This is a genomic window from Pseudomonas sp. B3(2017), assembly GCF_002113595.1.
GTDB lineage: Bacteria > Pseudomonadota > Gammaproteobacteria > Pseudomonadales > Pseudomonadaceae > Aquipseudomonas > Aquipseudomonas ekonensis.
Window position 1 is genome coordinate 221,486 of record NZ_NEIU01000008.1, and the last position, 26,467, is coordinate 247,952.

Sequence of the window (26,467 nt, forward strand, 5' to 3'; positions counted from 1 at the left end):
CCCATTTTGAACGGCCGGTTTATTCAAACCGCTCTGGCACGGCCGTAGACTCTGTGTTCATGAGAAAGAACACTAGCGGTCCACGATTCAAGGCACTCCTGGAAGCTGCGAACATCACCACCACGGGATTCGCCAGGTTCTGGGGCACGGAAGCCCAAAACATCCATAACTGGTACACCCGCGGCGTACCGGCCTACCGCATGGAAGAAGTCGCGCGCCTGCTGTCGGTCAACAGCGACTGGCTCAAGACCGGCGAAGGCCCGAAGGACTCCACCCGCGTGCGCTCGCCCGACGCCGGCGACACCCTCGACGCCCAGGCCCTGCGCGGCGTCTACGCCGTGGTCGATCACCTGGACATCGCCTTGCCTCTCTACAAGGAAGTCCCTACCGCCGCCGGTTCCGGCAAGACCCACGTCATCCGCGACCCGGACCAGACCGTCCGCCTGCCACGCAGCCACCTCGACGCCCTGGAGATCAAGCACACCGACGCCATCTGCGCCCACATGATCGGCAACAGCATGGCCGAAAAGATCGAAGACGGCTCCGCCCTCGCCATCGACCGCAGCCTCACCCAGGTGGTGGACGGCGAAATCTACGCCATCGAGCACGACGGCATGCTGCGCATCAAGTACCTGCACCGCATGCCCGGCAACGCCCTGCGCCTGCGCAGCCACAACAGCGCCCAGTACCCGGACGAAATCTTCCGCGCCGCCCAGATCGAAGAGCAGCGGATCCACGTGCTGGGCTGGGTGTTCTGGTGGTCGACCCTGAACAAGCGCCGGCCGGTGGTGCCGTTCCTCTGAGCGCCGGGCACCCGCCGCCCCTGCGACGAGTCCCTGGAAAACCGTACAAAAGCCGGATTTCTCCCGATTGGATCGCTCTATTCCGCACTCCGGGCTGGGAATCCCCCGCAAAACTCAGTATCCTGCGCCCCACCTCAGCGCATCGGCCCGCCCAGCGGCCCGGATGACGCCCGACGCGGCAGACCACTGTCTGACCAAGTCCCACAGCCGGACGCAAGATCCGGGTGTACGTTTTGAAGGCTGGCGCGGCTTACCAAAAATAGGCCAAGCCAGTCCCCGAGAAGCCGGCCACAAGCCGGCTTTTTAATGCCTGCCGAAAAGCCACGCCCATTCGAGCCGCTTGCCTGCCCCTTGTGGGAAACGTCCTGAAAGGGGCCGGGCCGCTTGCGCCTCGCATAGGGGCTGATTAACCTTCAGCCGCCACTGCCGGCCTCAGAATGGCGTCTGACGAAACAGAAGGACAAACGCCGAATCCCACCCCAAGGATGTTCAGCATAGATGCTCCCTACCGCACGCCTTCGCTTGATGGCTGCCTGCGCCGCAACAACCCTGTGTCTTTCAGGTTGCGTCGGTGCAGTCGTATCGCTACCGGAAAAGTCGACAATCCAGACTGACGCCTACCGAGCGCAAAGCGCCCGGTTCGTTGCGCCGCCAATCAGCAGAACAGAGCAATCGCCACCCTCCCGTGAATGGTGCGGGGTGACCGTCTGGGCACTGGTGGTGCCAGTGCCGCTGAAGCTGCCGGTGTGTGCGTCCTATGAGGAGCAGGCCTTCGGCAATGACCAATCCGGGAATGAGACCGTGCTTCTCCACACGAAACAATCGGTTCCATCCCCTTTCTACGCTTGCGGGCCTTTCATGATGCTCGGCCCGATCGTTCATGGTTACCGGGGCAACGCTTTGTGTGGTGTGTTTCCCGACTGATCAGGTAGCGCTCACGGATAACTGAACGACTTCACCAGCGTCAGTTCCCCCACCGCCCGCATCGGCACCACGAACGTCTCCATCTTCTCGCTCGGCGTGCCTTCTTCGGTGATCACCGTCACCTGCGCCGTGGTCAGCGGCTGCACCGCCTCGTCGCCGCCTTCGTCGCCCCCGCGGTAGCCGCCGCCGTAGTAGTTCACATAGACCAGGTACTGGCCCTTGATCGGCGCGGGCATGGCGAAGATTTCCGGACCGTAGCCGGTGGTGACGTCGACGTCGAGGGCGGCGCCGTTGGGGGCGGTGCGGTCGCCGTACCAGATGTGGGCGCCGTCGGGGGTGACGAGGTGCAGGTCGAGGTCGGTGCCGTCGCTGTCCCAGGCCAGCAGCACGCGCAATTTGGCCGGGGTGGCGCCGCCGCTGGCGTTGAGGAACTGGGTGCGGTGACGCTGCTGACCGTCGGGGCTGCGGACTTCGACGCTGTTGCTGCCGTTGGGGAAGGAGAACGGGCGGTCGAAGCGGCCGGCGTCATCGATCTTCAGCGGCATGCTGACGCCGTTGACGATCAGCCGTCCCGGTGCGTTGCCCTTGGGCGCTGCCTTGATCTGGCCGCTGATGCGCGCGGTATTGGCTTGGCCGGCCTTGGTGTTGACCGACGAGGCCGGGTAGTTGACGGTCTGGCGGAAGCTTTCGCCTTCGCCCTCCGGAGCGCCGGTGCGCCAGCCGCCGACCGGGCTGTCGAGTTTGACGCCGTCGGCGGCCGTCGCCGGCGACAGCGCGGCGAAGGCACAGAGCAACAGCAAGACCTGTGGATAACGGAGTGTCATGGTCTATTCCAGCAAAAGGTGACGGGCAAGCCCTTCGATGTAGGTTTCGTCCTGGCCGTTGGGGTGTGCCTCAAAGGCCAGGTGCAGGTATTCGTGGGTCAGGTCGAGGCGGTCCTGCAGGGTGAGGACGCCGCGAACATAAATGCGCTGGCGTTCGCGGTCGACGAACGGCCTTCCGAACGCGAGCTTGCAGACCGCAAAGGTGCTGACCTCGTTGTAGCCGGTTTCGCCTTCCAGCCTCGGGCGCCAGCCGCGCCGCTGCTTCTGCAGCCAGTCCTGGGCGGCGGGCAGCGCCTCGCAGGAGGCGACCGGGTTGTCCCAGCGGCTGAGGCTGGCGCGCGGATAGGCGTGCAGCAGGATCGCGTCATAGCGCTGGCCCGCGTTGGCCTGTTCGACGGCCTGCTGCCAGGCGAGCCTGTCCGGGCCCGGCTGGTCGGAGTGGTAGGTGACGGTGCTGCCGGCCAGCACCAGGTCCGCCGTCCACGCCGCGATCCCGCGTGACTCGGCGGACGCCGGACGCGGCGCCACCCGCTGGCGGTTGCTGCTGTCGTCGATGCTCAGGCATTCGCCGCTGCGCGCGGCGTTCTGCAGCAGGTAGGTGCGGATCGCCACGGCCAGGGCCTTGGCGGCTTCGGCGGGCTCGGGCTTGGCTTCGCGGTCGAGGACGCGGGCGACGTACTCTTCCCGATCCAGACGCGCCACCAGCCTGTCGTTGAGCAGGAACAGTTCGCCAGCGCTGTGGATATCCAGCGCATTGCCGTTGGCGAACTCGACGCGGTAGTCGCCCGTCAGCGGGCCGGAGGCCACGGCTTGCCCCGCCGACATCACGCGCGCAAGCGGGTAGCGCGAGAACAACCCCACCTCGACGCAACGCCCGGACTCCGCCGGCCACGCAGCCGGCAGCACCGAAGCCAGCGCCTGCCCGTAGTGCCGCAACACCATTTGGCTGGTGCCGCGCCCGCCCGCCCACACCGGCGTACCGTCCGCCGTCCAGCCGGCGAAGCCGCCCTGCCTCGACGCGGCGTCCCGGTCGCCGAGCCAGCTCCAGGTCTTCACCCGCAGGCGTGCGCCCAGCTCGCCGACGGCATTGCCGTCCGCCGCGCCCAGCACCACATCGAGCAGTACCCGGCGCATCTGCGCCTGGGCGGGAACGGAGGCCAGCACCCGCAGCAGTTCGGCCACGAGAACCCGTTGCGCCGGCTGCACCGACGGCAGGTCCAGCAACCATCCCGGCGCGTTGTGCGCCTGCCAGTAGCTACGCCAATCGACAGCGGAAATGCCCAGCCGCGCCGGCTCGAAATACAGCCCGCAGGACTTCACCAACGCCTGATCGCGCTCGACCTTGCCGCCGGCGGAGCAGCAGTAGACTTCCTCTTTCGACTGCCCGCGACATTCATAGGCCGGCTCCTGGGCGCCGGTGTCCGCCAGCCAGGCGTAGACGAACAGTTTCCACAGGCTGCCCAGCGGCGCCTGCAACGTCTCGGGCAACGGCTCACGGCTGATCAGCTGCGTGCGGTTCAGCGACAGCAGCTCGCCCTTGTACGCCAGGCGCAACGGCTCGTCCTGCGCCGTCGCCAGCGCAGGAACCAGACACAACAGCAGCCAGACCAGCGGCCGGCTCATGTCAGTTGACCGTGACCTGACCCAGGGCCGCTTTCGCTTCCTGGGCCTGATGCTGCGGCGCGTACACCTGGGTGAAACGCACCGGCGGCAGGTTGAACTGACCCTTCTGCGAGAAGCGCACCAGATGCCGCAGGCGCAGTTCGCCGCTCAGGGCATCCACCGGCACCGCGTAGGCCAGTTGCCCCGGTTCGAAGCGGGCCTTCTCCAGGGCGGTCGGTTCGGTGCCGTCCTTGCCCTGCAGCTTGATGCCCCAAGTGGTGCGCTCGACATCGGCGCCCGGCGGCAGCGGCACTTCGAGCATGCCGTAGCGCAGCGGTCGGGCGGCTTTGCCGGTGAGGATCACTTCGTCCAGGTACAGGCTGTCGCTGGACAACGGCTTGGTGCCCACCGGCTCCAGCTTGAAGGTGAACGCTTCGTCGCCCGGCACCAGGCGCGACAGGCGCCGGGTGACGGTCACGGCCATCGGCTCGACCGAAGGTTGCGCGGTCTTGAAGCTCAACGCCGCACGCAGCGGACGCTCCTGCGTGCCGGACACCGACAGCACCGCCGGTACCGGCGCGGCGCCCTGCCAGGTCCAGAACATCTCGCCGCTCGCACCGTACTGTTTCTTCCAGCCTTCGCCCGGCGCCAGCGCGATGGTCGGCGACGCCTGCTCGATGCTGCGTTGCAGCCAGGTCAGCGCCAATGCGCGCTCCAGGGTCGATTGCTGCGGCAACAGGCGTTGCAGCAACGCCTTGGCCCGCGCCTGATCGAACGCCTGCTGCGACAGGTTCAGGGCTTCGGCGAACGGCTGCGAACTCACCGCGAGCCGTTGCTGCGCCGCGTCCACCTGACGGTTGAACGCTTCCGGCAACGCGACTTTCACCTGTTTGGCCAACGAGGCGGTCAGCACCCGCGCCGCCGCCAGCCCCAGCGCCGAATCCGGATCGTCCATCACCAGGCTGTCCTCGCCGTCGTCCAGCAGGGTTTCGGCATTGCCTTCGCCGGCCTTGGCCAAATCGTCCATCAGGCCGCTGAGCAAGGTGTTGACCGGCAAGTGCATCTGCCGGGCGAACGACAGGATCAGCGCCCGTTGCAGCAGCGGCGTGTTCGGCGCCTGCTTGGCGTAGACCTCCAGCACCCGCTGCCAGTGCTCCGGCGGCAGGGTCAGCGCCAGCGCCTGGCTGGCGTTCCAGTCGGCGTAGTAGGCGTAGGCGGTCAGGAACGCGTCCGGCTCACCGTCGAAGCCCCACCAGGTGAAGCTCGCCGACGGCCCGGCCATCTGCACCAGGCGCAGGCGGCTGTTCTGCATGATCAGGCGCAGGCGGTCGCGGATCTGCGGGCTCGACGCCAGCGACGGATAGGCGATGCTCAGCGGCAGCAGGCGGCTGGCGGTCTGCTCGACGCCGCCGTACGGGTAGCTCAGCAGATCGTCGAGGGCCGAGCGGAACAGCGCTTGCGGGCTGTCATCCAGGCGCAGGCGGATATCCGTGGCGTCCGCCGGCAGGCTCAGCGGCGTGTCGCCGGCGGCCACGTCCAGGCTCTGGGTCTGGGTGACCTGCCAGCCTTCGCCGGTCGCGGTCAGGCGCACGGCGAGGGAGTCGGCGGTCTTGCCGTCCTGCACCAGCTCCGCCGTCCACTCGCCGGTCGCCAGGGCGAACGCCGGCAGCGGCAGGTAGTTGATGCCGTTGTCGAGGGTCACCGGCAGGCGCTGCTCAGTGCCGGCGTAACGGGTCACCAATTCGGCCTTGACCGGTTTCTCGGCCTGGCTGAAGGCGAACACACCCAGTTGCGGCCGGTCGCCCTTGCGGAACGTGCTGGGCCCGCTCCACTTCAGGTACAGCGGTTTCTCCGAGCGGACGAACTGCTTCTTCTGCCCCACCAGGCCGTCGTCGGCGATGACCCGTGCGGTGATGCGCCAGCGGGTCAGCGAGTCCGGCATCTTGAAGGTGAAACGGGCCTTGCCGTCGGCGCCGGTCAACAGCTCCGGCTGCCAGGCGGCGGTGTCGACGTCTTCGCGGCGCGGACGCTCCAGCACCTTCACGCCGCGCTCGCTGCGGTTGGCCTTGCCCGGTGCGCCGGGGCTGCCCGGCAGCGCCACGTCGTAACTGATGAACGACAGGCTGGCGCTGGTGCGCACGTTGTTGCGGCGCGGGTGGTAGAAGAACTGGTCGATGGTCGGCGCGATCTCCGGCTGCAGCGCGTAGACCATTTCATCGACGACGCTGACCGTCAGGTGAGCCGGCACCGCTTTGCCGGCGAACTGGGTGGACAGGTCCACCGTCACCGTGTCCCCCGGCAGGTAAACGGGCTTGTCGGTGCTGATCGCGACGTCGATCTGCGGCGCGGCCACTTTGATCCCGGCGTTCTGGAAGCTGTATTGACCGCCCTTGGTGTACAGCGCCGAGAAGGTCATGTTCGGCGCAAAGGTGTCCTTCACCGGGATGCGCGCGCGGTACTGGGTGTCGCTGAGCTTTTCCAGCTTCAGCCAGTCGCCGCCCTTGGCCAGCAGCGCAGTGGCCTCGACCTTGTCGCGCTCCAGCGACAGCAGCGCATCGCTGACCGGTTCCGGGAAGGTGATCAGCGCCAGCGCTTCGTCGCCGGCCTTATACTCGGGTTTGTCGAGGACGATCTCCACGGTGCCCGGCACTGCTTTCACGCCTTCGCCGGTCACCGAATGGCCGGTGGCGCCGAGCACCCGGCCGTGCTGGTCCTTGAGCGTCAGGTTGTAGGTGCCCGGGCGCTCGAAGGCCAGGCTGAAGCCTTTGTCGCTGGCCGCCAGCTTGCCTTCGCCGGTGCTCTGGTCTTCCAGGCGCACCCAGCTGTAGCCGCTCGGCGTCACGGCCTTGGCCGGTTCGCTGCCGCCCTCGTTGACGTAGCTGAACGCGACCTTGTCGCCCGCCGCGCTGAACCGCTGCGGCGCGCTCAGGCGGAAACTGGCCGCGCCCCGGTCGATGAGGATTTCCTTGGTGGTCTTGACCCGGTACGCCGCGCCGTCGCTGGCGAACACGGTGAGCATGTAGCGGCTCGGCTTGTCGGCGGCCGGCAGGTCCAGGGTCGCGTTGCCTTTGCCGTCGGTGGTCAGTTCGGTGCTGGTCAGCTCCACCGGGAACTGCCCCAGGTATTGCAGCTCGTTGTCGACCATCGACAGCTGCTGGGCCCGCAGGCTCAGGGTCAGCTTGGCGTTGGCCACCGGTTTGCCGTCCGGGTAGAGCAGCACCAGGCTGCCCTTGACCGGCTCGCCGGTGCGGTAATCCTGCTTGGCCAGGTTCAGCGAGATCTCGAAGTGCGGCTTGATGTACTCCGCCACCCGGAAGGCGCTGCTGTAGGCCTGGTCCTTGTAGTTGAAGCGCAGCTCGTAACCGCCGGCCACGGCGTTGTCGGGCAACTGGAAGCGGCCCTGGGTGCCGGCCTTCGAATCGAGCTTCAGGTCGAGGGTCTGCAGCTCGGTGCCGGTGGCGTCGAGCACGCTGACGCTGACGTCCGCCGCGCCCGGCGGCACCGAGTCCCGCGCGTTCTTGAACTCGCGGCCGACGATCTTCAACGACACCCAGTCCCCCGGCCGGTACAGCGGCCGGTCGGTGAACGCGTAGAGTTTGGTGTCGTAGATCTCGCTGTCGTAGTAGAAGTTCTCGGAGACGAAAACCCCGCCCTCTTCGTCTTCGCCGATCACGAACGAACGCTCGGGGCTGACGTGCTTCAGACGCAGCAACCCATCGGCATCGGTAGCGCCGCTGCTCATCACGCCCAGGCCGTCGGTCCATAGCACGTTGGCCTTGGCCACCGAACTGCCTTCATGCTTGCGCGCCGCCCACACCAGCAACTCGTCGCCGGCGATCTTGCTCACCGCCACGGTGTTGGAGACGAACACCATGGTGGTCGCCCGGTACTTGCCCACCAGCGCTTCGACCAGGTACAGGCCCGGCTTCAGCTGGCCCAGCGGAATGTAGACGTTGCCCGGCGCGACGCTGACGAACTCGCTGGACGAACCGGCCAGCTTCACCCCTTCCGGCGGCTGGATCGGCTTGGCCTGCCACAGCGGATAACGGAATTGGGTGACCACCGGCAGGCCCGGGATCAGGGCGAACTGCGGCTGGGCGTCATACGGCGTCGGCGCGGCGATGGCGTTGCCCATCTTCAGTTCCGGCACCTCGTCGGTGACCTGCTTGCGCGACTCGTAGGAGAACGCCCGCTGCATCACCCGACGGGACTTGCGGTACCAGTTGTCCCACATGTACGCCAAGGTGTTGGACAGGCCCTCACCCTTGAACTGGCCGTCGCTGACCACCCGGTGCAGGTTCTTCTGGCGCTTGAGGAAGTCCAGCGGCTTGTCGATCCGGTACACCCGGATATCGGCGCCGCCGTAGGGCTCCATGCGGAACCTGCGGTAATCGCGGCCCGGCGCTTCCAGGCGCACCATCGCCTGTTCGTCGCTGGCGAAACTGCTGTCGGCCAGCAGGAAGAAACTTTCGCCGGCCACCGGCGTGTAGCCGCTGGGGGCCACGGTGTCTTCGGCGTTCACGGTCGCCAATGGCAGCAGCAGCGCCAGCAGCAGAGGGATTTTCGAGCAAATGCGCAGCATGCGGGCACCGGTCATTGGGAGAGAAAGTTCAGTCGATAGACGCCGATGAAGTTGGGGTTGGCTGCGTCGGGAATCCATCGGGTGTCCTTCCATGTCATGAGTTGTTGCAGGCTTGCGGAGCGCATGCCGTTGTCGGTTGGGGTGGTGGTGCCGGTGTGGTAGGCGATGTAGCGGCCCATCCAGATCATCAGGTGCTGGTCGTCGCCCTGATCGAAGAACATCAGGTCGCCCGGCCGCGCCTGGGACACGTCGCGGCCCACCAGGCGGCTGTTGAACTGGATCAGCTTGATCGCGTTGACGTAGGGCCCGACCTTGCCGCCGCCCTGCTGCCACTGCTGGGCGAGCTTGCGCTGGTCGGCGCTCAGCGCCAGCTCCGGCGGCAGGTAGCGGTTGGACAGGCCGTTGCTGCGCAGCCACTTGTCGTCATGCACCTTCAGCGCTTCGTTGGCGGCGAAACGCACCAGCCCTGCGCAGTCCTGCTGATACCAGCGCGGGCTCGGGCCCTGGCTCAGCTGTTCCTGGGCGATGCGCACGAACCAGGCGCGGAACACCTGGGATTGCTGCGGATCGAGCGCAGGGGTTTCCATGGCGCCAGCCTCGGCGCAGAACAGCAGCGCCAGCAGGCCGAGGCGGCGGATCAGTCCGGTCACAGTGCTTTCCACTCCAGCGGCAGCCATTGCCAGTGGCCGTCGGGCTCGCTGCCCTCAGGCAGGGTCAGGGCGTATTTGCCGTAGCCGCCGAGGGTGCGCAGTTTCGGGATCAGGTAGGTCTGCGCGGCGTTGTAGAACACCGGCTCCATGTCCTGCGGCAGGCTGTCGAGGGTTTCCTGCTGCATCAGTTGGGCGATCGAGTCCGGGCCGAAGTAGATCGGCATCAGCACATCCTTGGGCAGCACGTCGGCCATCGGCGGGAAGCGCTTGTCGAGGGTGCCGAGGGCCTTGTCGACCAGTTTGTCGTCGAGGGAGAACAACAGGGTCGAGCCGTGGCGCGCCAGGCTGACCTTCATGAAGGCGCGGCCGGTGATGGCGTCGGGGTTCTCGGCGTCCTTGGCCGCATAGGGGCCGAAGTTCGAGCTGACCTGCCGCTGCCACAGGTGGCTCTGGCCTTCCTGCTTCTCCACCACCGGGAACGCGTGTTCGTCGACGTTGCCTTCATAGGCACCGACCATCGAACCGAACAGCGCACCGAGGTCGCCGTCGAGCTTGTCGCCGTCGTTCAGGCTGGCCACCAGCAGCGGCGTGTACAGCCGCGAATCGGCGTACCAGCACAGCCCCGCCGCGCCGGCCACGTGTTCGGTGAGTTTCTGTGCGGCGGCCTCTTCGGCGCCCAGCTTCACCAGCAACGGTTTCTGCGGTTCGGCGGCCACCGGCAAGGTCACGCAGGCGCTGGCGCCCAAGGGCATGGCCTGCCACACCGGCTTGAAGTCGAAGTCCGGCTGATTGTCGAGTTCGTCCATGGCCAGGAAGCTGTGCCAGCCCTTGTCGTCCATGTCGAAGCGCAGGCCGGCGAAGTTCGGGATGAAGCGCTGGTAGCCCATCGCGAGCACACTGGCGTTCACCGACAGGCGCTGCTTGATCTCCGGCGCCTTGGCTGCCAGGCCGAAGGCCTCGGGGAACAGCTTCTGGCCGCCCAGCAACGCCGCGAGCGCTTCGGGCGACACGTGGCCCGACTCCTCGGACGCGCCGCTCTGCGGGTCGTAGTACTTGGCCGGGTTGGACAGCACCACCAACTTGTCGCCATGGGAGGCGAACAGCAGCGATTTGCCGGCGTTGTAGCTGAGCTGGTACAGCGGCACCGTGTCGCCACCGACCTTGAGCTCGCCCAACTGGCCCAGCTGCGAGTCGTCCAGCGCCACTTTCGCCAGCGGCTCCAGCACCTTGGCCAGGCCGCCGCGGTCCATCACCAGCAGGAAATCCTTGAGCCGGCCGTCGGCCCCGCGCCACAGCGCCACGTCCGCCGGCTGGTCGAACAGTTGCTCGATCAGGCTGTCCTGCAGCTTCAGGTCATGTTCGTAGACGATCCGCCGCAGGCTGCCGATCAGGCCGAGGCGGTCGGCATGGCTCTCGTAATAGAAGACGAAATCCTCGGTGAGCGTGGCCTTGAGGAACGGCACCGCCAACAGGTCCTTGGGCAACTGGCTCAGGGAGCGGGTCTCCAGCAGCGCGTCGGGACGGCTCATGCCCAGCTTGTCGCTCGCCAGTTCCGCCGGCGGCGCCTTGGGCTTGTGCAGCAGCCAGCCCAGGCCACCCGCCACGCCGGCCACCAGGCACAGCCCGGCCAGCAGCAGCGGCCAGCGCCGGGAAGGTTGGCCGGTCGGTGTCGGGACGGCCGGAGAAGCAGCGTTATCACTCATGTTCACAAAACCCGAGATTCATCCGTGGACGGGATGCTTAATAGTTGAAAGTCTTGACCAGCAGCAGATCACCGATCGCCCGCAGGGGCACGATGAACGTTTCGCGTTTTTCGTCGACAGTGTTTTCCTGGGTCACCAGCGTGATTTGCGAGGTGATGACCTCGTTCTGGTTGCTGGCCTCCTCGAAGTTATAGCCGCCGTCGCCGAAGTTGCCCCAATAGTTGACGTAAACCAGATAGGTGCCGTGCAGCGGCGCGGTCATGGTGAACATTTCCGGGCCCGGGCCGTCGACGCCGTCCGGATCCAGGCCGCCGCCGTTGCTCAAGGCCGGGCGCGCCCAGAAGGCATGCTGGCCGTCCGGCGTGACGATGTGCAGGTCGAGCTCGGCCTTGGGGTCGTCCCAGCCCAGCACCACGCGGATCCGCGCCGGCGTGCGCAGGTCGTTGGCCTCATAGAACTGGACGCGCTTGAGCGACTGCCCTTCGGCGCTGCGCACCTCGACGCTGTTGGAGCCGGCGCCGAAGGCGTAGGGCCTGGCGAAACGCCCGTCATCGTCGGTGTACAGGTTCAGCGGATTGCCGTTCACCGCCAGGGTATGCGGCCCGCGCTGGTGGCCGAGGGCCTTGAGCTGGCCCTGGATCATCGTGCGGTTGCGCTGGATGCCGCGGTCGATGGGCGGCGTGGGGTAAGCCACCTGGGGGTTTTCCGTGCGGTCGAGCAGGCCGTGGTAGCGCCAGCCGCCCTGGGGCTCCGACAGCTCGGCGCTCGGCGCAGCCAGCAGCGCGGGCGCGCAGACCAACCCGATCAGCAGCAAAAGAAACGAACGCACGTGATGCCTCCTGCCATGCCTGACGAAACCTTGCGCCCGATCCTCGGCGCTTCACAGTGGCGCGTACTGCGTTTCGTCTGAAAGCCCCTGAAAACGGGGACGTAGAAGGCGCGAAGATTAACGATTCGGCCGTTGTTTAACAATCGGACACATCTGGATTTGCGGCAAGAATCACGCACATTTACGGTGCGTGAGCCGAATAGCGGACTTATTCGGCTCACGAAATGAGCCGAATAAACATTTGCCCAGCCAAAGCACATCAATTCGCAGCAAGAGAGCTCGCTCCCATCAGGTTGCGAATCGACCCCGAACCCCAGAATCCGGCCCTGAATTCGGCCACGCCCGGGACAGCTGCGCAGCCCGGCGGGAACACGCGCCCTCGCCATGGGGAACGCCCCGCTCATTTGCCCCTGCCCCCCCTATCTGCTAGTGTCGCGCCGGTTTAACGTCTACCGGAAACCGCCGCCATGGCCCGCAAAAAAGCTGCACTGGATTTCGAACAGTCCCTCGCCGACCTGCAAACGCTGGTGGAGCGTCTGGAGAACGGCGAACTGTCGCTGGAGGACTCGCTGGCCGCCTTCGAGCAGGGCATCGGCCTGACCCGCGACTGCCAGGCGGCGCTGGCCCAGGCCGAGCAGAAGGTGCAGATCCTGCTGGAGCGCGACGGCGAACTGGCCGAAGCCCCGTTCGATGCGGACTTGCCGGAATGATCGCCGCGTATTCGGCCGCCAGCCAGGCACGGGTCAACGCGGCGCTGGAGATCCTGTTCAAGGCGCCTTTGCCGGAGCTGGCGCGCCTGTATGAGGCGATGCACTACAGCGTGATGATCGGCGGCAAGCGCGTGCGTCCGCTGCTGGCCTACGCCGCCTGCGAAGCCCTCGGCGGCAAGGCCGAACAGGCCAACGGCGCGGCCTGCGCGGTGGAGCTGATCCACGCCTACTCGCTGGTGCACGACGATTTGCCGGCGATGGACGACGACGACCTGCGCCGCGGCCAGCCCACCACCCACAAGAAGTACGACGAAGCCTGCGCGATCCTCGCCGGCGACGGCCTGCAGAGCCTGGCGTTCAGCGCCCTGCTCGACCCGCGCCTGAGCGACCTGGGCGCCGACATCCGCCTGCAGATGGTCACCGCCCTCGCCCACGCCGCAGGTCCCGCCGGCATGGTCGGCGGCCAGGCCATCGACCTCGGCTCGGTGGGCCTCAAGCTCGACCAGAAGGCCCTTGAGCAGATGCACCGGCACAAGACCGGCGCGCTGATCGAGGTCAGCGTCAGGCTCGGCGCCCTGGCCAGCGGCCGCGCCGAGAAGGACGTGCTCAAGGCCCTGCAGACTTATGCACAGGCCATCGGCCTGGCGTTCCAGGTGCAGGACGACATCCTCGACGTCGAAAGCGACACCGAAACCCTCGGCAAGCGCCAGGGCGCCGACATCGCCCGCGACAAGCCGACCTACCCGGCCCTGCTCGGCCTCGACGCGGCCAAGGCCTATGCGCTGGAACTGCGCGATCAGGCCCTGCACGCGCTGCGACCGTTTGACGCGGCCGCCGAGCCGCTGCGCGACCTGGCCCGGTACATCGTCGAGCGCCGCCACTGACGGCAGATCCGCCAAAAAGGACCTACGCGTGGGCAGGGGGCGATGCATCAGGTAAACTGCCGCATCTTTTATACCTATAACGATTCGCCTGATGCCCACGACGTTTCATGAGATTCCCCGCAAGCGCCCGACCACGCCCCTGCTCGACCGCGCGAACACGCCGGACGGCCTGCGCCGGTTAGGCGAAGCCGAGCTGGAGACCCTGGCCGATGAGTTGCGCCTGGAACTGCTCTACACGGTCGGCCAGACCGGTGGGCATTTCGGTGCCGGCCTGGGCGTCATCGAGCTGACCATCGCGTTGCATTACGTGTTCGACACCCCGGACGACCGGCTGGTGTGGGACGTCGGCCATCAGGCGTATCCGCACAAGATCCTCACCGGCCGCCGCGAGCGCATGGGCACCCTGCGCCAGAAGGACGGCATCGCCGCCTTCCCGCGCCGCTCCGAGAGCGAGTACGACACCTTCGGCGTCGGCCACTCCAGCACCTCGATCAGCGCCGCGCTGGGCATGGCCATCGCCGCCCGCCTGCAGAACAGCGACCGCAAGGCGATCGCCGTGATCGGTGACGGCGCGCTGACCGCCGGCATGGCGTTCGAGGCGCTGAACCACGCGCCGGAAGTGGACGCCAACATGCTGGTGATCCTCAACGACAACGACATGTCGATCTCGCGCAACGTCGGCGGCCTGTCCAATTACCTGGCCAAGATCCTCTCCAGCCGCACCTACGCGAGCATGCGCGAAGGCAGCAAGAAAGTGCTGTCGCGCCTGCCCGGCGCCTGGGAGATCGCCCGCCGCACCGAAGAGTACGCCAAGGGCATGCTGGTGCCCGGCACCCTGTTCGAAGAGCTGGGCTGGAACTACATCGGCCCGATCGACGGCCACGACCTGCCGACCCTGATCGCCACCCTGCGCAACATGCGCGACCTGAAGGGCCCGCAGTTCCTGCACGTGGTCACCAAGAAGGGCAAGGGCTTCGCTCCGGCGGAGGTCGACCCGATCGGCTACCACGCCATCACCAAGCTCGAACCGCTGGACGCCCCGGCCGCTGCGCCGAAGAAGGCCGGCGGGCCGAAGTATTCCGGCGTGTTCGGCGAATGGCTGTGCGACATGGCCGCCGCCGACCCGCGCCTGGTGGGCATCACCCCGGCGATGAAGGAAGGCTCGGACCTGGTGGCGTTCAGCGAACGCTTCCCGCTGCGCTACTTCGACGTGGCGATCGCCGAACAGCACGCCGTGACCCTCGCCGCCGGCATGGCCTGCGAAGGCGCCAAACCGGTGGTGGCGATCTACTCGACGTTCCTGCAGCGCGGCTACGACCAACTGGTCCACGACGTCGCGGTGCAGAACCTTGACGTGCTGTTCGCCATCGACCGCGCGGGCCTGGTGGGCGAAGACGGCCCGACCCACGCCGGCAGCTTCGATCTGTCGTTCCTGCGCTGCATCCCGGGCATGGTCATCATGACCCCGAGCGACGAGAACGAACTGCGCAAGATGCTCAGCACCGGCCACCTGTACAACGGCCCGGCGGCGGTGCGCTACCCGCGCGGCACCGGCCCGAACGCCACCATCGAGAAGAGCCTGGAACCGATCGAGATCGGCAAGGGCGTGGTGCGCCGCGAGGGCAGCAAGGTCGCCCTGCTGGTGTTCGGCGTGCAACTGGCCGAGGCGCTGAACGTCGCCGAGAAACTGGACGCCACGGTCATCGACATGCGCTTCGTCAAACCGCTGGACGAAGCGCTGGTGCGCGAAGCCGCCGCCAACCATGACCTGCTGGTGACCATCGAGGAGAACTCGGTGATGGGCGGCGCCGGCAGCGCAGTCAGCGAGTTCCTCGCCCGCGAGAACGTGCTCAGGTCGATCCTGCACCTGGGCCTGCCGGACATCTACGTCGAACACGCCAAACCGGCGCAGATGCTCGCCGAGTGCGGGCTGGACGAGGCCGGGATCGAAGCGGCGGTGCGCGAGCGCCTGCAACTGCTCGACCGCTGAACACACCCTCCCTGTGGGAGCGGGCTTGCCCGCGAAGAGGCCGGCACATCCAACATCTGCGTTGAATGTGCCGACGCCTTCGCGGGCAAGCCCGCTCCCACAGTGTTTTGCGGTGTCATAAATGTTGTCTCCAATGGACTGCCCATGAAGTTTTCGCGCCTCGCCCTGCCCCTCCTCCTGCTCCCCGCCAGCCCGGCATTCGCCGACGCCTTCGAACGCGACGAAGCCCTGAAGCTGCCGGACATGCTGATCAGCGCCAACCGCCAGGTCGAGGCGCGCAACGACAGCAGCGCCGCCAACACCGTGTTCACCCGCGACGACATCGAGCGCCTGCAGCCGCAGAGCGTCACCGACCTGCTGCAACGGGTGCCGGGCGTGCAGGTTACGCAGTCAGGCGGGCGCGGCAGCCAGCCGGGGATCTACATCCGCGGCACCCAATCGGCCCAGAGCCTGGTGCTGGTGGACGGCCAGCGCATCGGCAACGCCACCTCCGGTGACAGCAACCTGCAGCACCTGAACATCGAACAGATCGAGCGGGTGGAAGTGCTGCGCGGCTCCCGCTCGGTGATCTACGGCAGCGATGCGATCGGCGGGGTGATCCAGATCTTCACCCGGCGCGGCGCCGAGCCAGGCTTGCAGCCGCGGATGCATGTCGGTTTCGGCAGCAATCAGACCTGGGAGCGCAGCCTCGGCCTGTCCGGCGGCGATGAGAAAACCCGCTTCAACCTCGGCGCGAGCCTGGACGAGACTGCCGGCATCGACCGCACCCATGAGTCGTACTCAAGCGACAGCGACCATGACGCCTACCGCAACCAGTCCCTCAGCCTGAGCCTGAGCCACGCCCTGAGCGACGACGTCGAAGTGGGCGCCAACCTGCTGGACAACCGCGGCAAGAACGAATTCGACAGCCCGTTCGGCCGCTACGACTTCCAGACAGACACCAGCTATCAGCAGCAGCCCTACAGCGACTTCGCCGTCAGCAGTTTCAGCGGTTACGTGGACGCGCGGCTCAATGAGCGCTGGAAGTCCCGCCTGGAGCTGGGCCACAGCGAAAACCGCGACAAGACCCTCGACAAGCTCAGCGACGAACGCTCGGTGTTCAACACCTACCGCGATTCGGTGAACTGGCAGAACGACCTGACCCTCGACGCCCGCAACAGCCTGATCCTGGGCGGCGACTGGTACGAAGACCGGGTCAACAGCAGCACCTCGTTCGACGAGGACAGCCGCTGGAACCGCGCCGCCTTCATCCAGCACCGCTACCAGGCCGACAGCTTCTCCACCGAACTGGGCCTGCGCCGCGACCAGAACCAGCAGTTCGGCGGCCAGAACAGCTGGAGCGGCACCCTCACCGTGCCGGTGAACCCGGACAACGACCTGTTGCTGAGCTACAGCGAAGGCTTCCGCGCCCCGACCTTCAACGACCTGTACTACCCGGGCTTCAGCAACCCGAACCTGAAACCGGAAACCTCGAAAAGCTACGAGCTGCAATGGCGCAGCCAGTTGAGCGACAGCAGCCGCCTCGAAGCGTCGCTGTACCGCACCGACCTTGAGGACGCGATCATTTCCGGCAGCAACTCACGGCCGCAGAACGTCGCCTCGGCGCGGATCAACGGCTTCGAAGCGGCGCTGAAACAGGAACTGTACGGCTGGCAGAGCAACCTCGGCGTGGCGGTCATCGACCCGCGCGACCGCGACAGCGGCCACACCCTGGCCCGCCGCGCCCGCCGCACGCTGAGCTGGGACCTGGATCGGCAATTCGACCGGCTCGGCCTCGGCGCCTCCTGGCAGGCGGTCAGCGGCAGCTACGACGACCTGAACAACCAGCATGCCCTGGGCGGCTATGGCCTGCTCGGGCTGCGCAGCAGCTGGGCGCTGAGCCGGGAGATCAAGCTGGACCTCAAGGTCGACAACCTGCTGGACAAGGACTACAGCCGGGTGCTGTACAGCCACGGCAGCAGCCAGTACGGCTACCGCGAGGAAGGCCGGGCGTGGATGTTCGCAGTGACCTGGACGCCGCAGCTCTGAGCGGAACTGCGGCGGGGTTTTGACTGCCGCTATCGCCAGCAGGCTGGCTCCCACCGTTTTCGCGGTGACCGCAGATTCTGCGTACAACCGAGATCCCCTGTGGGAGCCCGCCTGCTGGCGATGGCTCCACCCAGGGCACCGCTACGCAAAAGCCTCAACGCCCGGGCGCAATCAACCGGCAGAGCTTGGCGGTCGCTTCGATCATCTGCCCGCTCGGCCGCTCAAGGCCCTTGTCGCTCACCCGCAGCAATTGCCCCTGACGCACCGCCGCCACCTGCGGCCAGGCTTTCCAGGCATCGAGCTGCGTCTGCTCGCCGGCCAGGATCACTTCGGGATCGCGCTGCAGCACCGCCTCGACGCTGACCTGCGGCGCCGGCAAACTCAGGTCGGCGAACACGTTGCGGGCACCGCACACCGCCAGCGCATCGCTGATGATCTGCCCGCCGCCGACGGTGTACAGCGGCTTGTCCCAGACCTGATAGAACACCCGCAACGGGCTTTCCCGGCGATAGCGCGTGCGGAGCGCTTCAAGGTCTTTGCGCAATGCCGCCGCCCGTTCTGTCCCGCGCTCCGGCCGGCCAAGCCGCCGGGCGATGGCATCGATCTGTTCGAGCAGTTGGTCAAGGCTGTGGGGTTCGGCCACGAAGGTCGGGATGTTCAGCCGCTTGAGCTGCTCGCGCTGGGCCGGGCCGACGCTGCCGGGCCAGAGCAGCAGCAAATCGGGCTGGAGGCTGAGCAAGCGCTCCATGTCGAGCTGCCCGTAGCGCCCCACCGAAGGCACTTGCTTGAGCGCGTCCGGCCGCTCGCCGGCATCCAGCACGCCCACCAGCAGGTCGGCCGAATCCAGTTCAACGACGATTTCCGACAGGGAAGGCGCGAGGCTGACCACCCGCAGGTCGGCCAGGGCCCCGCCGCTGGCGGCCAGCAGCAGAACCGCCAGCCAGAGGCGCCGCATCAACCGAGCTGACGCGGAATGCGGTAGAGGTAGAACAGCACGGCCGTGGACAGCGCCAGCAGCATCAGCGGCACGGCTTCGAGGCCGACGAACACCGCCAGCGCGCCGATCCAGGCCGGCAACGCCGCCGCCAGGAACGCCGTACGGCGACGGGCCGCCAAGGCGATCCACGCGCCGGGCTCTTCGGGGGTGTCGAGGGATTTCTGGGTGGCGATCAACGCATGCTTGTAGCGGCCGAAGAACTTCAGGCTGACGAACATCGACGCCACGCCGGCGATGAACAGCGGCATCGCCAGCACCGGCAAGACCGCCTCACCCTGGCCGAACACGCCGTTGATCACGAACAGCGGCAGCAGCGCCAGCGCCAGGTATTTCCACCAGGCCACCGACAGGCGGCGACGCACCTGACCGCGGGTCACGCCCGGTCGACCTCGCCCTGGTGCTCGTTGCCCATCATGTGGTCGAGCTTGCTGGCCTTGGTCGCCAGGTAGAGTTTGTTGTGCGGGTTGTGCCCGGTGTGCAGCGGCACGCGCTCGGCGACGACGATGCCCATGTCGGTCAGCGCCTTGACCTTGCGCGGGTTGTTGGTCATCAGGCGCAGCGACTTGACGCCCAGGTGCTCCAGCATCGGCAGGCACATGGCGTAGTCGCGCTGGTCGGCGGCGAAGCCAAGGCGCTCGTTGGCCTCGACGGTGTCGGCGCCGCCGTCCTGCAGTTCGTAGGCGCGGATCTTGTTCAAGAGGCCGATGCCGCGGCCTTCCTGGCGCAGGTACAGCAGCACGCCACGGCCTTCGCGGGCGATGGCGCGCAGGGCGGCTTCCAGTTGCGAACCGCAGTCGCAGCGCTGGCTGAACAAGGCATCGCCGGTCAGGCATTCGGAATGCAGCCGGCCCAGCACCGGGGCACCGTCCGCGATCTCGCCCAGGCTCAGCACGACGTGCTCGCGGCCGGTGGCTTCATCGAGAAAACCGTGCATGGTGAATTGCGCAAAAGGCGTTGGCAGCTTGGAAGCGGCGACAAAAACGACAGGCACCGGTGTGCTCCTGATCTGAAAAGTCTGAAGATTCGCTGGGCGGCATTGTAACAGCAGGTTCCGACAGACGCTTAGGCTGAATTGTCGGCCATATTCATCAAAAAGTTTGATGCGAGGATGGTCGTGGCGAGGGCGGGCACGTCAGCCGTTCGGATCGAACGGATACGGCTGCTTCCAGCGCTCGAAGACCGCCTTGAGCTCGCCGGTCTTGACCAACTGCTCCATGCGCCGGTCATACAGCGCCATCAGGGCGCGGCCCTGGGGTGTGTCGGCGAACCCCAGGTACAGCGGCAGCTCCGCCAGATGCGAATAGCGGTACTGCGCCGGATCGTCGGCGTCCTTGAGCACCGCTTCGATCTCGGTCAGCGCATCGATGTAGAAATCCACCCGCCCCTGCTTGAGCATCGACAGGATCCCCGTGCGCCGCTCGATCTGGTTGTAGCGCTTGATGTTGGGCAGGTAGTTCTCGTAGCGGTAGCCCCGCACCCAGGCCAGGCGGTACTTGCCCAGGGAGGCCTGGGTCGGCGCCGGATTGCTTGCCAGCCCCAGGGCGTAGATGTGGTCGGAGTCGAAGTTCCAGCGCGGGTACAGCACCTGCTCGGCTTCATCGCGGTAGGAGCCGACCAGGGCGTCGACCTCCTTGAGCTGCACCAGCCCCACCGAACGGGTGTACGGCACGGTGCGGATGTCCAGCGTCACGCCGGCCGGCTCGAACACCAGCCGCAGCACGTCCCAGGCCAGACCGTGGCCGTCGGCGGCGGTGTAGTCTTCCCATTCCTCGCTGGCCAGGTGAATGACCGCAGGCGGTGCATCCTCGGCCCGGGCCAGGCAAGCGCCCCCGAAACCGAGCCAGACAACAACCAACAGCGCCAACCAGCGTCGAGCCATCCTTAGTCCCCCGTGCACGCCTGAGCGCTCAGGCGAAAATCCACACCAGTCCCTGCATCGCAAGCCAAGCGAACACGCCGGCCAGTACGTCGTCGAGCATGATCCCGACGCCGCCGTGCACATGCCGGTCCACCCAGCGGATCGGCCACGGCTTGAGTATGTCGAAGAAGCGGAACACCACAAACCCGGCCAGCAGCCAGTACCAGCCTTCCGGCACCAGCCACAGGGTGATCCACATCCCGACCATCTCGTCCCAGACGATGCCTTCGTGGTCATGCACCCGCAGGTCGTCGGCCACCTTGCCGCACAGCCAGAAGCCGAACAGCATGGTGATGCCCAGCATCAGCCAGTAACCCCAGTCGGGCAACATCTGCCACAACGGAATAAAGGGTAGCGCAACCAGCGAGCCCCAGGTGCCCGGCGCCTTGGGCAAGGTGCCGGAACCGAATCCGAAGGCCAGGAAATGCCACGGATTGCGCCAGACCGACGGCGGAACGCATTCGGCCGGAACCTGTTTCGGGTGATCTGTCACGGTGACTCCTGAAAATGTTGATAACCCCGGATCTGCGGGGTGATGTCGCGTCCGTCGCGGTCGAGCAGCGCCACGCCCTGCCCCTGCGCCACGCGGCCGATCACATGCACCGGCCACCCGTCGGCCAGCAGCGCCGGCAATTCGACGGACGGCAAGGTGAAGGCCAGCACGTAGTCGTCGCCGCCGCTCAGGGCCGCACGCTCGGCGCCCGGTTGGCCGAGGAACGCCACCAGTGCGTCCGACAGCGGCACCCGCTCGCGCTCCACCTCCAGCCGCACGTTCGACGCCAGGGCGATGTGCCCGCAGTCGGCGAGCAAGCCGTCGGAGATGTCCAGCGCCGCCGTGGCCTTGCCGCGCAGCGCCTGGCCCAAGGCCAGTTGCGGCTGCGGCGACCAGTAGTGCGCCAGCAGCGGTCCTGCGACATCGGCCGCCGCCTCGCGCTGCCCCAGCACCAGCGGCAAGGCACCGGCGGCATTGCCCAGCTCGCCGCCGACGCACAGCAGGTCGCCTGGGCGCGCGCCGCTGCGGGTCAGGGCCTGGCCCGCCGGCACGCGGCCGAACACGGTCATGGTCAGGCTCAGCGGCCCACGGGTGGTGTCCCCGCCCACCAGCGCCACGCCGCAGCCCTGGGCCATCTGGCTCAAGCCGCGGGCATAGGCCTGCAGCCAGTCGGCGGTCACCGAAGGCAGGGTCAGGGCAAGGGTAAAGGCAACGGGCGTGGCACCCATGGCAGCGAGGTCGCTGACCGCCACGGCCAGCGAACGCTGACCGAGCAGGAACGGATCGCAGGGGTCGGCGAAATGCACGCCGGCCACCAGCGTATCGGTGGAAACCGCCAGCTGTTCCCCGGAAGGAACCGCCAGCAAGGCGCAGTCGTCGCCGATCCCCAGGGCAACGCCCTCGCCGCCCTGCGCACAGGGCGCGGCGGCGAAGAAGTTGCGGATCAGCTCAAACTCGCCCATGAGGTCTCAAGCGCCGGTCAGCGCTTGAACGCCTTCACTTCAGCTTCACGCAGGCGCGGGGCCAGTTTGTCCAGCACGCCGTTGACGAACTTGTGACCGTCGGTCGAACCGAAGACCTTCGCCAGTTCGATGCCTTCGTTGATCACCACGCGGTAAGGCACGTCGACGCGCTTGAGCAGCTCCCAGGTGGACAGGCGCAGCACCGCCAGCTCGACCGGATCCAGCTCTTCGATGGCCAGGTCCAGGCAAGGCGTGAGCGCGTTGTCGATCTCGGTGCGGTTGGCCGGAACCCCGTGCAGGATCTCGCGGAAATACGCGCCGTCGACATCGGTGAAATCGTTGTCGACCCGAAACTGTGCCTCGATCTCGTTCAACGAAGCCCGGGCCATGTGCCACTGGTACAGCGCCTGCGTCGCGAGCTGACGGGCTTCGCGGCGCTTGGCGCTCTTCGAGGGCTTGCCGGCGTTCGCTGGTTTGGGATCGCGCGGGTTGAAACGATCGCTGTCGTCGCTAATCACTTGGCCTCCAACTGCGCCAGCAGGCTGACCATTTCCAGGGCGGACAGGGCAGCTTCGGCACCTTTGTTGCCGGCCTTGGTGCCGGAACGTTCGATGGCTTGCTCGATGGAATCGACGGTCAGCACGCCGAAGGCGACCGGTACGCCGAACTCCATGGAGACCTGGGCCAGGCCCTTGGTGCATTCGCCGGCCACGTATTCGAAGTGCGGGGTGCCGCCACGAATGACCGCGCCCAGCGCGATGATCGCTGCGAATTCGCCTTTCTGGGCGACTTTCTGCGCGACCAGCGGAATTTCGAAGGCGCCCGGTGCGCGGATGATGGTGATGTCGCTTTCGCTCACGCCGTGGCGAACCAGGGCATCGACTGCGCCGCTGACCAGGCTTTCAACCACGAAGCTGTTGAAACGGCCCACTACCAAAGCGTAGCGGCCTTTTGGAGCGATGAAAGTACCTTCGATGGTCTTCAGGGTCATTCGTCAGATCTCTTAAAGAGCCGGGACGCGTCTGTTACGCGCCCCTCAGGGATATTTGAACCGCGAATCAAGGGCCGGAAACAACCGGTCATCATTCGGAGGGCACGTATTCTACAACTTCCAGATCGAAACCGGATATCGCGTTGAACTTCATCGGCGCGCTCATCAGACGCATCTTGCGCACGCCCAGGTCGCGCAGGATCTGCGAACCGGCGCCGACGATGCTGTAGGTGGTCGGTTTTTTCGCCGCCGCCTGATCGCCGGTCTCGCGGATGTGCGCCAGCAGCACGTCGCCGTCGAGCGGGTGACCGAGCAGCAGCACCACGCCGCTGCCGGCCTCGGCCACGGCGGCCATGGCGGCGCGCAGGCTCCAGCGGCCCGGTTGCTTGACCATCAGCAGGTCGCGCAGCGGATCCATGTTGTGCACGCGCACCAGGGTCGGCTCTTCGGCGCAGACGTTGCCCAGGGTCAGGGCCATGTGCACGTCGCCTTCGACCGAATCACGGTAGGTGACCAGGTTGAACTGGCCCAGTTCGCTGTCCAGCGGCTGCTCGGCGATCCGCTGAACGGTACGTTCGTGGATCATCCGGTAGTGGATCAGGTCGGCGATGGTGCCGATCTTGATGTTGTGTTCGGCAGCGAAGGTTTCCAGTTCCGCGCGGCGGGACATGGTGCCGTCGTCGTTCATCACTTCGCAGATCACCCCGCTCGGCTCGAAACCGGCCATGCGCGCCAGGTCGCAGGCGGCTTCGGTGTGGCCGGCGCGGGCCAGGGTGCCGCCGGCCTGGGCCATCAGCGGGAAGATGTGGCCGGGGCTGACGATGTCTTCGGCCTTGGCGTCCTTGGCGGCCGCCGCCTGCACGGTGCGGGCGCGGTCGGCGGCGGAGATGCCGGTGGTCACGCCTTCGGCGGCCTCGATCGACACGGTGAACTTGGTGCCGAACCCGGAACCGTTGCGCGGCGCCATCAGCGGCAGCTTCAGGGTCTCGCAGCGCTCGCGGGTCATCGGCATGCAGATCAGGCCGCGGGCATGCTTGGCCATGAAGTTGATGTGCTCGGCCTTGCAGCATTCGGCGGCCATGATCAGGTCGCCTTCGTTCTCGCGGTCTTCGTCATCCATGAGGATGACCATCTTGCCTTGGCGGATGTCTTCAACCAGCTCTTCGATGCTATTGAGCGCCACAAGGCACCCCCATTCTTTCAGAAATTGAGTTTCAGGATTTGAGATAGCCGTTGGCGGCCAGGAAGCTTTCGGTGATGGTGCCGCCGGCGCTCGGCTCGGCGGCCTTGTCGCCCAGCAGCAGGCGCTCCAGGTAGCGCGCCAGCAGGTCGACCTCCAGGTTCACCCGGCGGCCCGGCTTGTAGGACGCCATGATGGTTTCGCTCAGGGTGTGCGGAATGATCGTCAGCAGGAACTCGGCGCCGTCGACCGCGTTCACCGTCAGGCTGGTGCCGTCGACGGTGATCGAGCCCTTGTGGGCGATGTACTTGGCCAGTTCCTTCGGCGCGCGGATGCGAAATTCCACGGCGCGGGCGTTGTCGCTGCGCGACACCACCTCGCCGACGCCGTCGACGTGGCCGCTAACCAGGTGCCCGCCCAGGCGGGTGGTCGGGGTCAGGGCCTTTTCCAGGTTGACCGGGCTGCCGCTCTTGAGGTCATTCATGGCGGTGCAGTCGAGGGTTTCGCGGCTGACGTCGGCGGCGAAGCCGTTGCCCGGCAGTTCGACCGCCGTCAGGCAAACGCCGTTGACCGCGATGCTGTCGCCCAGCTTGACGTCGCTCAGGTCGAGCTTGCCGGTTTCGACATGCACCCGCACGTCACCGCCCTTGGGGGTCAGTGCACGGATGCTGCCGATGGATTCGATGATGCCGGTGAACATGGGGTTCTCCTTGAGAACGGCGCCTGCGCTAACGCGATGGCCGGGAATTATACGCTCGCGGCAGGCAGAGGGATTGCGGTGACTCGCCAGTCATCGCCCACCGCGCGGATTTCGCTGATTTTCAGTTCCGGCGCGTCCTTCATGTACGCCAGCGGCCAGTCGAGCAGCGGACGCGCCGCGGAGCCCAAGAACTTGCCGGCGATGAAGATCACGAACTCGTCGACCAGCCCCTGCTGCGCAAAGGCACCGGCCAGGCGCGGCCCGGCTTCGACCAGCACTTCGTTGACGCCGCGGCCGGCCAGTTCGGCCAGCAGCCGGCGCAGGTCGACCTGGCCGTCATCGCCCGGCACGTGCAGGCATTCGGGGCCGTCGACGTGCTGCTCTTCCACGGCCGCGCAGGTGGCGACCAGCGCGGGACCGGCCTTGAAGAACGGCGCGTCCAGCGGCACCCGCAGGCGGCCGTCGACCAGCACCCGCAGCGGCGGCCGGCTCATGGCCAGCGCGGTCTGCGCCGCATCCAGCCCCAATTCGTCAGCCCGCACGGTCAAGCGTGCGCCATCGGCGAGCACCGTGTCGGCGCCGGTCAGCACCACGCTGGCCTGGGCCCGCAGGCGCTGCACCGCCGAGCGCGCGGCGGGGCCGGTGATCCACTGGCTCTCGCCGCTCGCCATGGCCGTGCGGCCGTCGAGGCTCATGGCCAGCTTGACCCGCACGAACGGCAAGCCGTGCTCCATGCGCTTGAGAAAGCCTTCGTTGAGCTTGCGCGCCTCGCCTTCCAGCACCCCGCTGGCGGTGGCGATACCGGCGTCGGCCAGGCGTTGCAGGCCCTGGCCTGCGACCTGCGGATTCGGATCCTGCATCGCCGCCACCACCCGCCCGACGCCGGCCTTGACCAGCGCGTCGGCGCACGGCGGCGTGCGGCCATGGTGGCTGCACGGCTCAAGGGTGACGTAGGCGGTGGCGCCCCGGGCCTGCTCGCCGGCGGCGCGCAGGGCGTGGACTTCGGCGTGGGGTTCGCCGGCGCGTTCGTGCCAGCCTTCGCCGACGATCTGCCCGTCGCGCACGACCACGCAGCCGACCCGCGGGTTCGGGTGGGTGGTGTAGTGGCCCCTGCGCGCCAGCTCCAGGGCCCGGGCCATGAAGTGCGCGTCGAGGATGGCCTGTTCGGCGGCGGTCATTCTTTCACCGGTTCGCGGGCCAGGCGGTCGATCTCTTCGCGGAACTCGTTGAGATCCTGGAAGCGGCGGTACACCGACGCGAAGCGGATGTAGGCGACTTCGTCGAGTTTTTTCAGTTCGGCCATCACCAACTCACCCACCACGAGGGACTTGACCTCGCGCTCGCCGGTGGCGCGCAGCTTGTGCTTGATGTGCACCAGGGAGGACTCGAGGCGCTCGACGCTGACGGGACGTTTCTCCAGCGCACGCTGCATGCCGGCGCGGAGTTTCTCTTCGTCGAAGGGTTGGCGGCTGCCGTCGGTTTTGATCAGGCGCGGCAACACAAGCTCGGCCGTCTCGAACGTCGTGAAACGTTCGCCGCAGGCCAGGCATTCACGCCGGCGGCGCACCTGCTCGCCCTCGGCGACCAGACGCGAGTCGATGACCTTGGTGTCGTTGGCACCGCAGAAGGGACAGTGCATGGTGGCTGGCAACAAAAAATGGGAGGGCCATGGTAGCGCATCCCCGTGGCAAGACAAG

24 protein-coding genes are annotated in these 26,467 nt (G+C 66.9%); 6 read left to right on the forward strand and 18 right to left on the reverse strand.

From position 1 onward, the window contains the following. Positions 1 to 59 precede the first annotated feature (59 nt). Positions 60 to 803, forward strand: coding sequence for a helix-turn-helix transcriptional regulator (locus CAG33_RS14565; RefSeq protein ID WP_085632389.1), 744 nt, complete (start codon positions 60 to 62; stop codon positions 801 to 803). A 935-nt stretch (positions 804 to 1,738) separates the two neighbouring features. On the opposite strand, the gene CAG33_RS14575 is transcribed toward CAG33_RS14565, so the two are convergent. After that, complete coding sequence (locus tag CAG33_RS14575) at positions 1,739 to 2,551, reverse strand: YfaP family protein (RefSeq protein WP_085632393.1); 813 nt, start codon at positions 2,549 to 2,551, stop codon at positions 1,739 to 1,741. Between the two features lie 3 nt (positions 2,552 to 2,554). Continuing rightward, positions 2,555 to 3,997 (reverse strand): DUF2300 domain-containing protein, encoded by a 1,443-nt coding sequence (locus CAG33_RS14580; protein WP_371857681.1) that lies wholly within the window; start codon positions 3,995 to 3,997, stop codon positions 2,555 to 2,557. Here CAG33_RS14580 and CAG33_RS29045 point away from each other — a divergent pair. Continuing rightward, positions 3,881 to 4,183 (forward strand): hypothetical protein, encoded by a 303-nt coding sequence (locus CAG33_RS29045; RefSeq protein WP_371857682.1) that lies wholly within the window; start codon positions 3,881 to 3,883, stop codon positions 4,181 to 4,183. The two genes, CAG33_RS14580 and CAG33_RS29045, sit on opposite strands and share 117 nt — an antisense overlap. Here CAG33_RS29045 and CAG33_RS14585 read toward each other — a convergent pair. The 4 genes from CAG33_RS14585 to CAG33_RS14600 are packed head-to-tail and all read right to left on the reverse strand — an operon-like array spanning position 4,176 to position 11,917. Then, complete coding sequence (locus CAG33_RS14585; RefSeq protein WP_085638948.1) at positions 4,176 to 8,750, reverse strand: alpha-2-macroglobulin; 4,575 nt, start codon at positions 8,748 to 8,750, stop codon at positions 4,176 to 4,178. The two genes, CAG33_RS29045 and CAG33_RS14585, sit on opposite strands and share 8 nt — an antisense overlap. After that, positions 8,747 to 9,412: a DUF1175 domain-containing protein gene (locus CAG33_RS14590; RefSeq protein WP_371856128.1), complete on the reverse strand. Its 666-nt coding sequence runs from the start codon at positions 9,410 to 9,412 to the stop codon at positions 8,747 to 8,749. Before CAG33_RS14590 ends, CAG33_RS14585 begins: the two co-directional genes overlap by 4 nt. Continuing rightward, positions 9,382 to 11,088, reverse strand: a complete 1,707-nt coding sequence (locus CAG33_RS14595) for a DUF2138 domain-containing protein (protein WP_085585912.1) — start codon at positions 11,086 to 11,088, stop codon at positions 9,382 to 9,384. The genes CAG33_RS14590 and CAG33_RS14595 overlap by 31 nt, the downstream gene beginning before the upstream one ends. Before the next feature lie 37 nt (positions 11,089 to 11,125). Next, a complete protein-coding gene (locus CAG33_RS14600; protein WP_085585910.1) occupies positions 11,126 to 11,917 on the reverse strand; it encodes a YfaP family protein in 792 nt (263 codons plus the stop codon). 467 nt (positions 11,918 to 12,384) lie between these two features. On the opposite strand from CAG33_RS14600, the gene CAG33_RS14605 reads away from it, so the two are divergent. The 4 genes from CAG33_RS14605 to CAG33_RS14620 all read left to right on the forward strand — a co-directional run bounded on the left by CAG33_RS14605 (position 12,385) and on the right by CAG33_RS14620 (position 17,529). Next, the gene (locus CAG33_RS14605; protein ID WP_085585908.1) at positions 12,385 to 12,627 is read left to right on the forward strand and encodes an exodeoxyribonuclease VII small subunit; all 243 of its coding nucleotides are present in this window, start codon (positions 12,385 to 12,387) and stop codon (positions 12,625 to 12,627) included. After that, positions 12,624 to 13,511, forward strand: coding sequence for a (2E,6E)-farnesyl diphosphate synthase (gene ispA, locus CAG33_RS14610; RefSeq protein ID WP_085638951.1), 888 nt, complete (start codon positions 12,624 to 12,626; stop codon positions 13,509 to 13,511). The genes CAG33_RS14605 and ispA overlap by 4 nt, the downstream gene beginning before the upstream one ends. Before the next feature lie 91 nt (positions 13,512 to 13,602). Next, positions 13,603 to 15,501 (forward strand): 1-deoxy-D-xylulose-5-phosphate synthase, encoded by a 1,899-nt coding sequence (gene dxs, locus CAG33_RS14615; protein ID WP_085638954.1) that lies wholly within the window; start codon positions 13,603 to 13,605, stop codon positions 15,499 to 15,501. 144 nt (positions 15,502 to 15,645) lie between these two features. After that, positions 15,646 to 17,529: a TonB-dependent receptor domain-containing protein gene (locus tag CAG33_RS14620; protein WP_085638962.1), complete on the forward strand. Its 1,884-nt coding sequence runs from the start codon at positions 15,646 to 15,648 to the stop codon at positions 17,527 to 17,529. 154 nt (positions 17,530 to 17,683) lie between these two features. Here CAG33_RS14620 and CAG33_RS14625 read toward each other — a convergent pair whose 3' ends face one another. From CAG33_RS14625 to nrdR, 12 genes are all read right to left on the reverse strand, one after another. Continuing rightward, a complete protein-coding gene (locus CAG33_RS14625; protein ID WP_085585900.1) occupies positions 17,684 to 18,484 on the reverse strand; it encodes a cobalamin-binding protein in 801 nt (266 codons plus the stop codon). After that, a complete protein-coding gene (locus CAG33_RS14630) occupies positions 18,484 to 18,903 on the reverse strand; it encodes an MFS transporter (protein ID WP_085633564.1) in 420 nt (139 codons plus the stop codon). The genes CAG33_RS14625 and CAG33_RS14630 overlap by 1 nt, the downstream gene beginning before the upstream one ends. Then, positions 18,900 to 19,517 carry a GTP cyclohydrolase II gene (gene ribA, locus CAG33_RS14635; protein WP_085585896.1) on the reverse strand — a complete coding sequence of 206 codons (618 nt, stop codon included), beginning with the start codon at positions 19,515 to 19,517 and terminating at the stop codon, positions 18,900 to 18,902. The genes CAG33_RS14630 and ribA overlap by 4 nt, the downstream gene beginning before the upstream one ends. A gap of 141 nt (positions 19,518 to 19,658) precedes the next feature. After that, on the reverse strand, positions 19,659 to 20,405 hold the full coding sequence (locus tag CAG33_RS14640; RefSeq protein WP_085638965.1) for an ABC transporter substrate-binding protein: 747 nt from the start codon (positions 20,403 to 20,405) through the stop codon (positions 19,659 to 19,661). Positions 20,406 to 20,433: 28 nt separating this feature from the next. Further along, entirely contained in the window at positions 20,434 to 20,937 is a 504-nt protein-coding gene (locus CAG33_RS14645; RefSeq protein WP_085585892.1) for a phosphatidylglycerophosphatase A, read from the reverse strand. After that, complete coding sequence (gene thiL / locus CAG33_RS14650) at positions 20,934 to 21,899, reverse strand: thiamine-phosphate kinase (RefSeq protein WP_085633563.1); 966 nt, start codon at positions 21,897 to 21,899, stop codon at positions 20,934 to 20,936. The genes CAG33_RS14645 and thiL overlap by 4 nt, the downstream gene beginning before the upstream one ends. A gap of 17 nt (positions 21,900 to 21,916) precedes the next feature. Next, positions 21,917 to 22,417 (reverse strand): transcription antitermination factor NusB, encoded by a 501-nt coding sequence (nusB, locus tag CAG33_RS14655; RefSeq protein ID WP_085585888.1) that lies wholly within the window; start codon positions 22,415 to 22,417, stop codon positions 21,917 to 21,919. Continuing rightward, on the reverse strand, positions 22,414 to 22,890 hold the full coding sequence (ribE, locus tag CAG33_RS14660; RefSeq protein WP_003228649.1) for a 6,7-dimethyl-8-ribityllumazine synthase: 477 nt from the start codon (positions 22,888 to 22,890) through the stop codon (positions 22,414 to 22,416). Before ribE ends, nusB begins: the two co-directional genes overlap by 4 nt. Positions 22,891 to 22,981: 91 nt before the next feature. Next, positions 22,982 to 24,073 carry a bifunctional 3,4-dihydroxy-2-butanone-4-phosphate synthase/GTP cyclohydrolase II gene (gene ribBA, locus CAG33_RS14665; RefSeq protein WP_085585886.1) on the reverse strand — a complete coding sequence of 364 codons (1,092 nt, stop codon included), beginning with the start codon at positions 24,071 to 24,073 and terminating at the stop codon, positions 22,982 to 22,984. A 31-nt stretch (positions 24,074 to 24,104) separates the two neighbouring features. Continuing rightward, positions 24,105 to 24,770, reverse strand: coding sequence for a riboflavin synthase (locus CAG33_RS14670; protein ID WP_085633561.1), 666 nt, complete (start codon positions 24,768 to 24,770; stop codon positions 24,105 to 24,107). 47 nt (positions 24,771 to 24,817) lie between these two features. After that, positions 24,818 to 25,948: a bifunctional diaminohydroxyphosphoribosylaminopyrimidine deaminase/5-amino-6-(5-phosphoribosylamino)uracil reductase RibD gene (gene ribD, locus CAG33_RS14675; protein WP_085633559.1), complete on the reverse strand. Its 1,131-nt coding sequence runs from the start codon at positions 25,946 to 25,948 to the stop codon at positions 24,818 to 24,820. Further along, the gene (gene nrdR / locus CAG33_RS14680; RefSeq protein WP_007906838.1) at positions 25,945 to 26,409 is read right to left on the reverse strand and encodes a transcriptional regulator NrdR; all 465 of its coding nucleotides are present in this window, start codon (positions 26,407 to 26,409) and stop codon (positions 25,945 to 25,947) included. The genes ribD and nrdR overlap by 4 nt, the downstream gene beginning before the upstream one ends. Positions 26,410 to 26,467 lie beyond the last annotated feature (58 nt).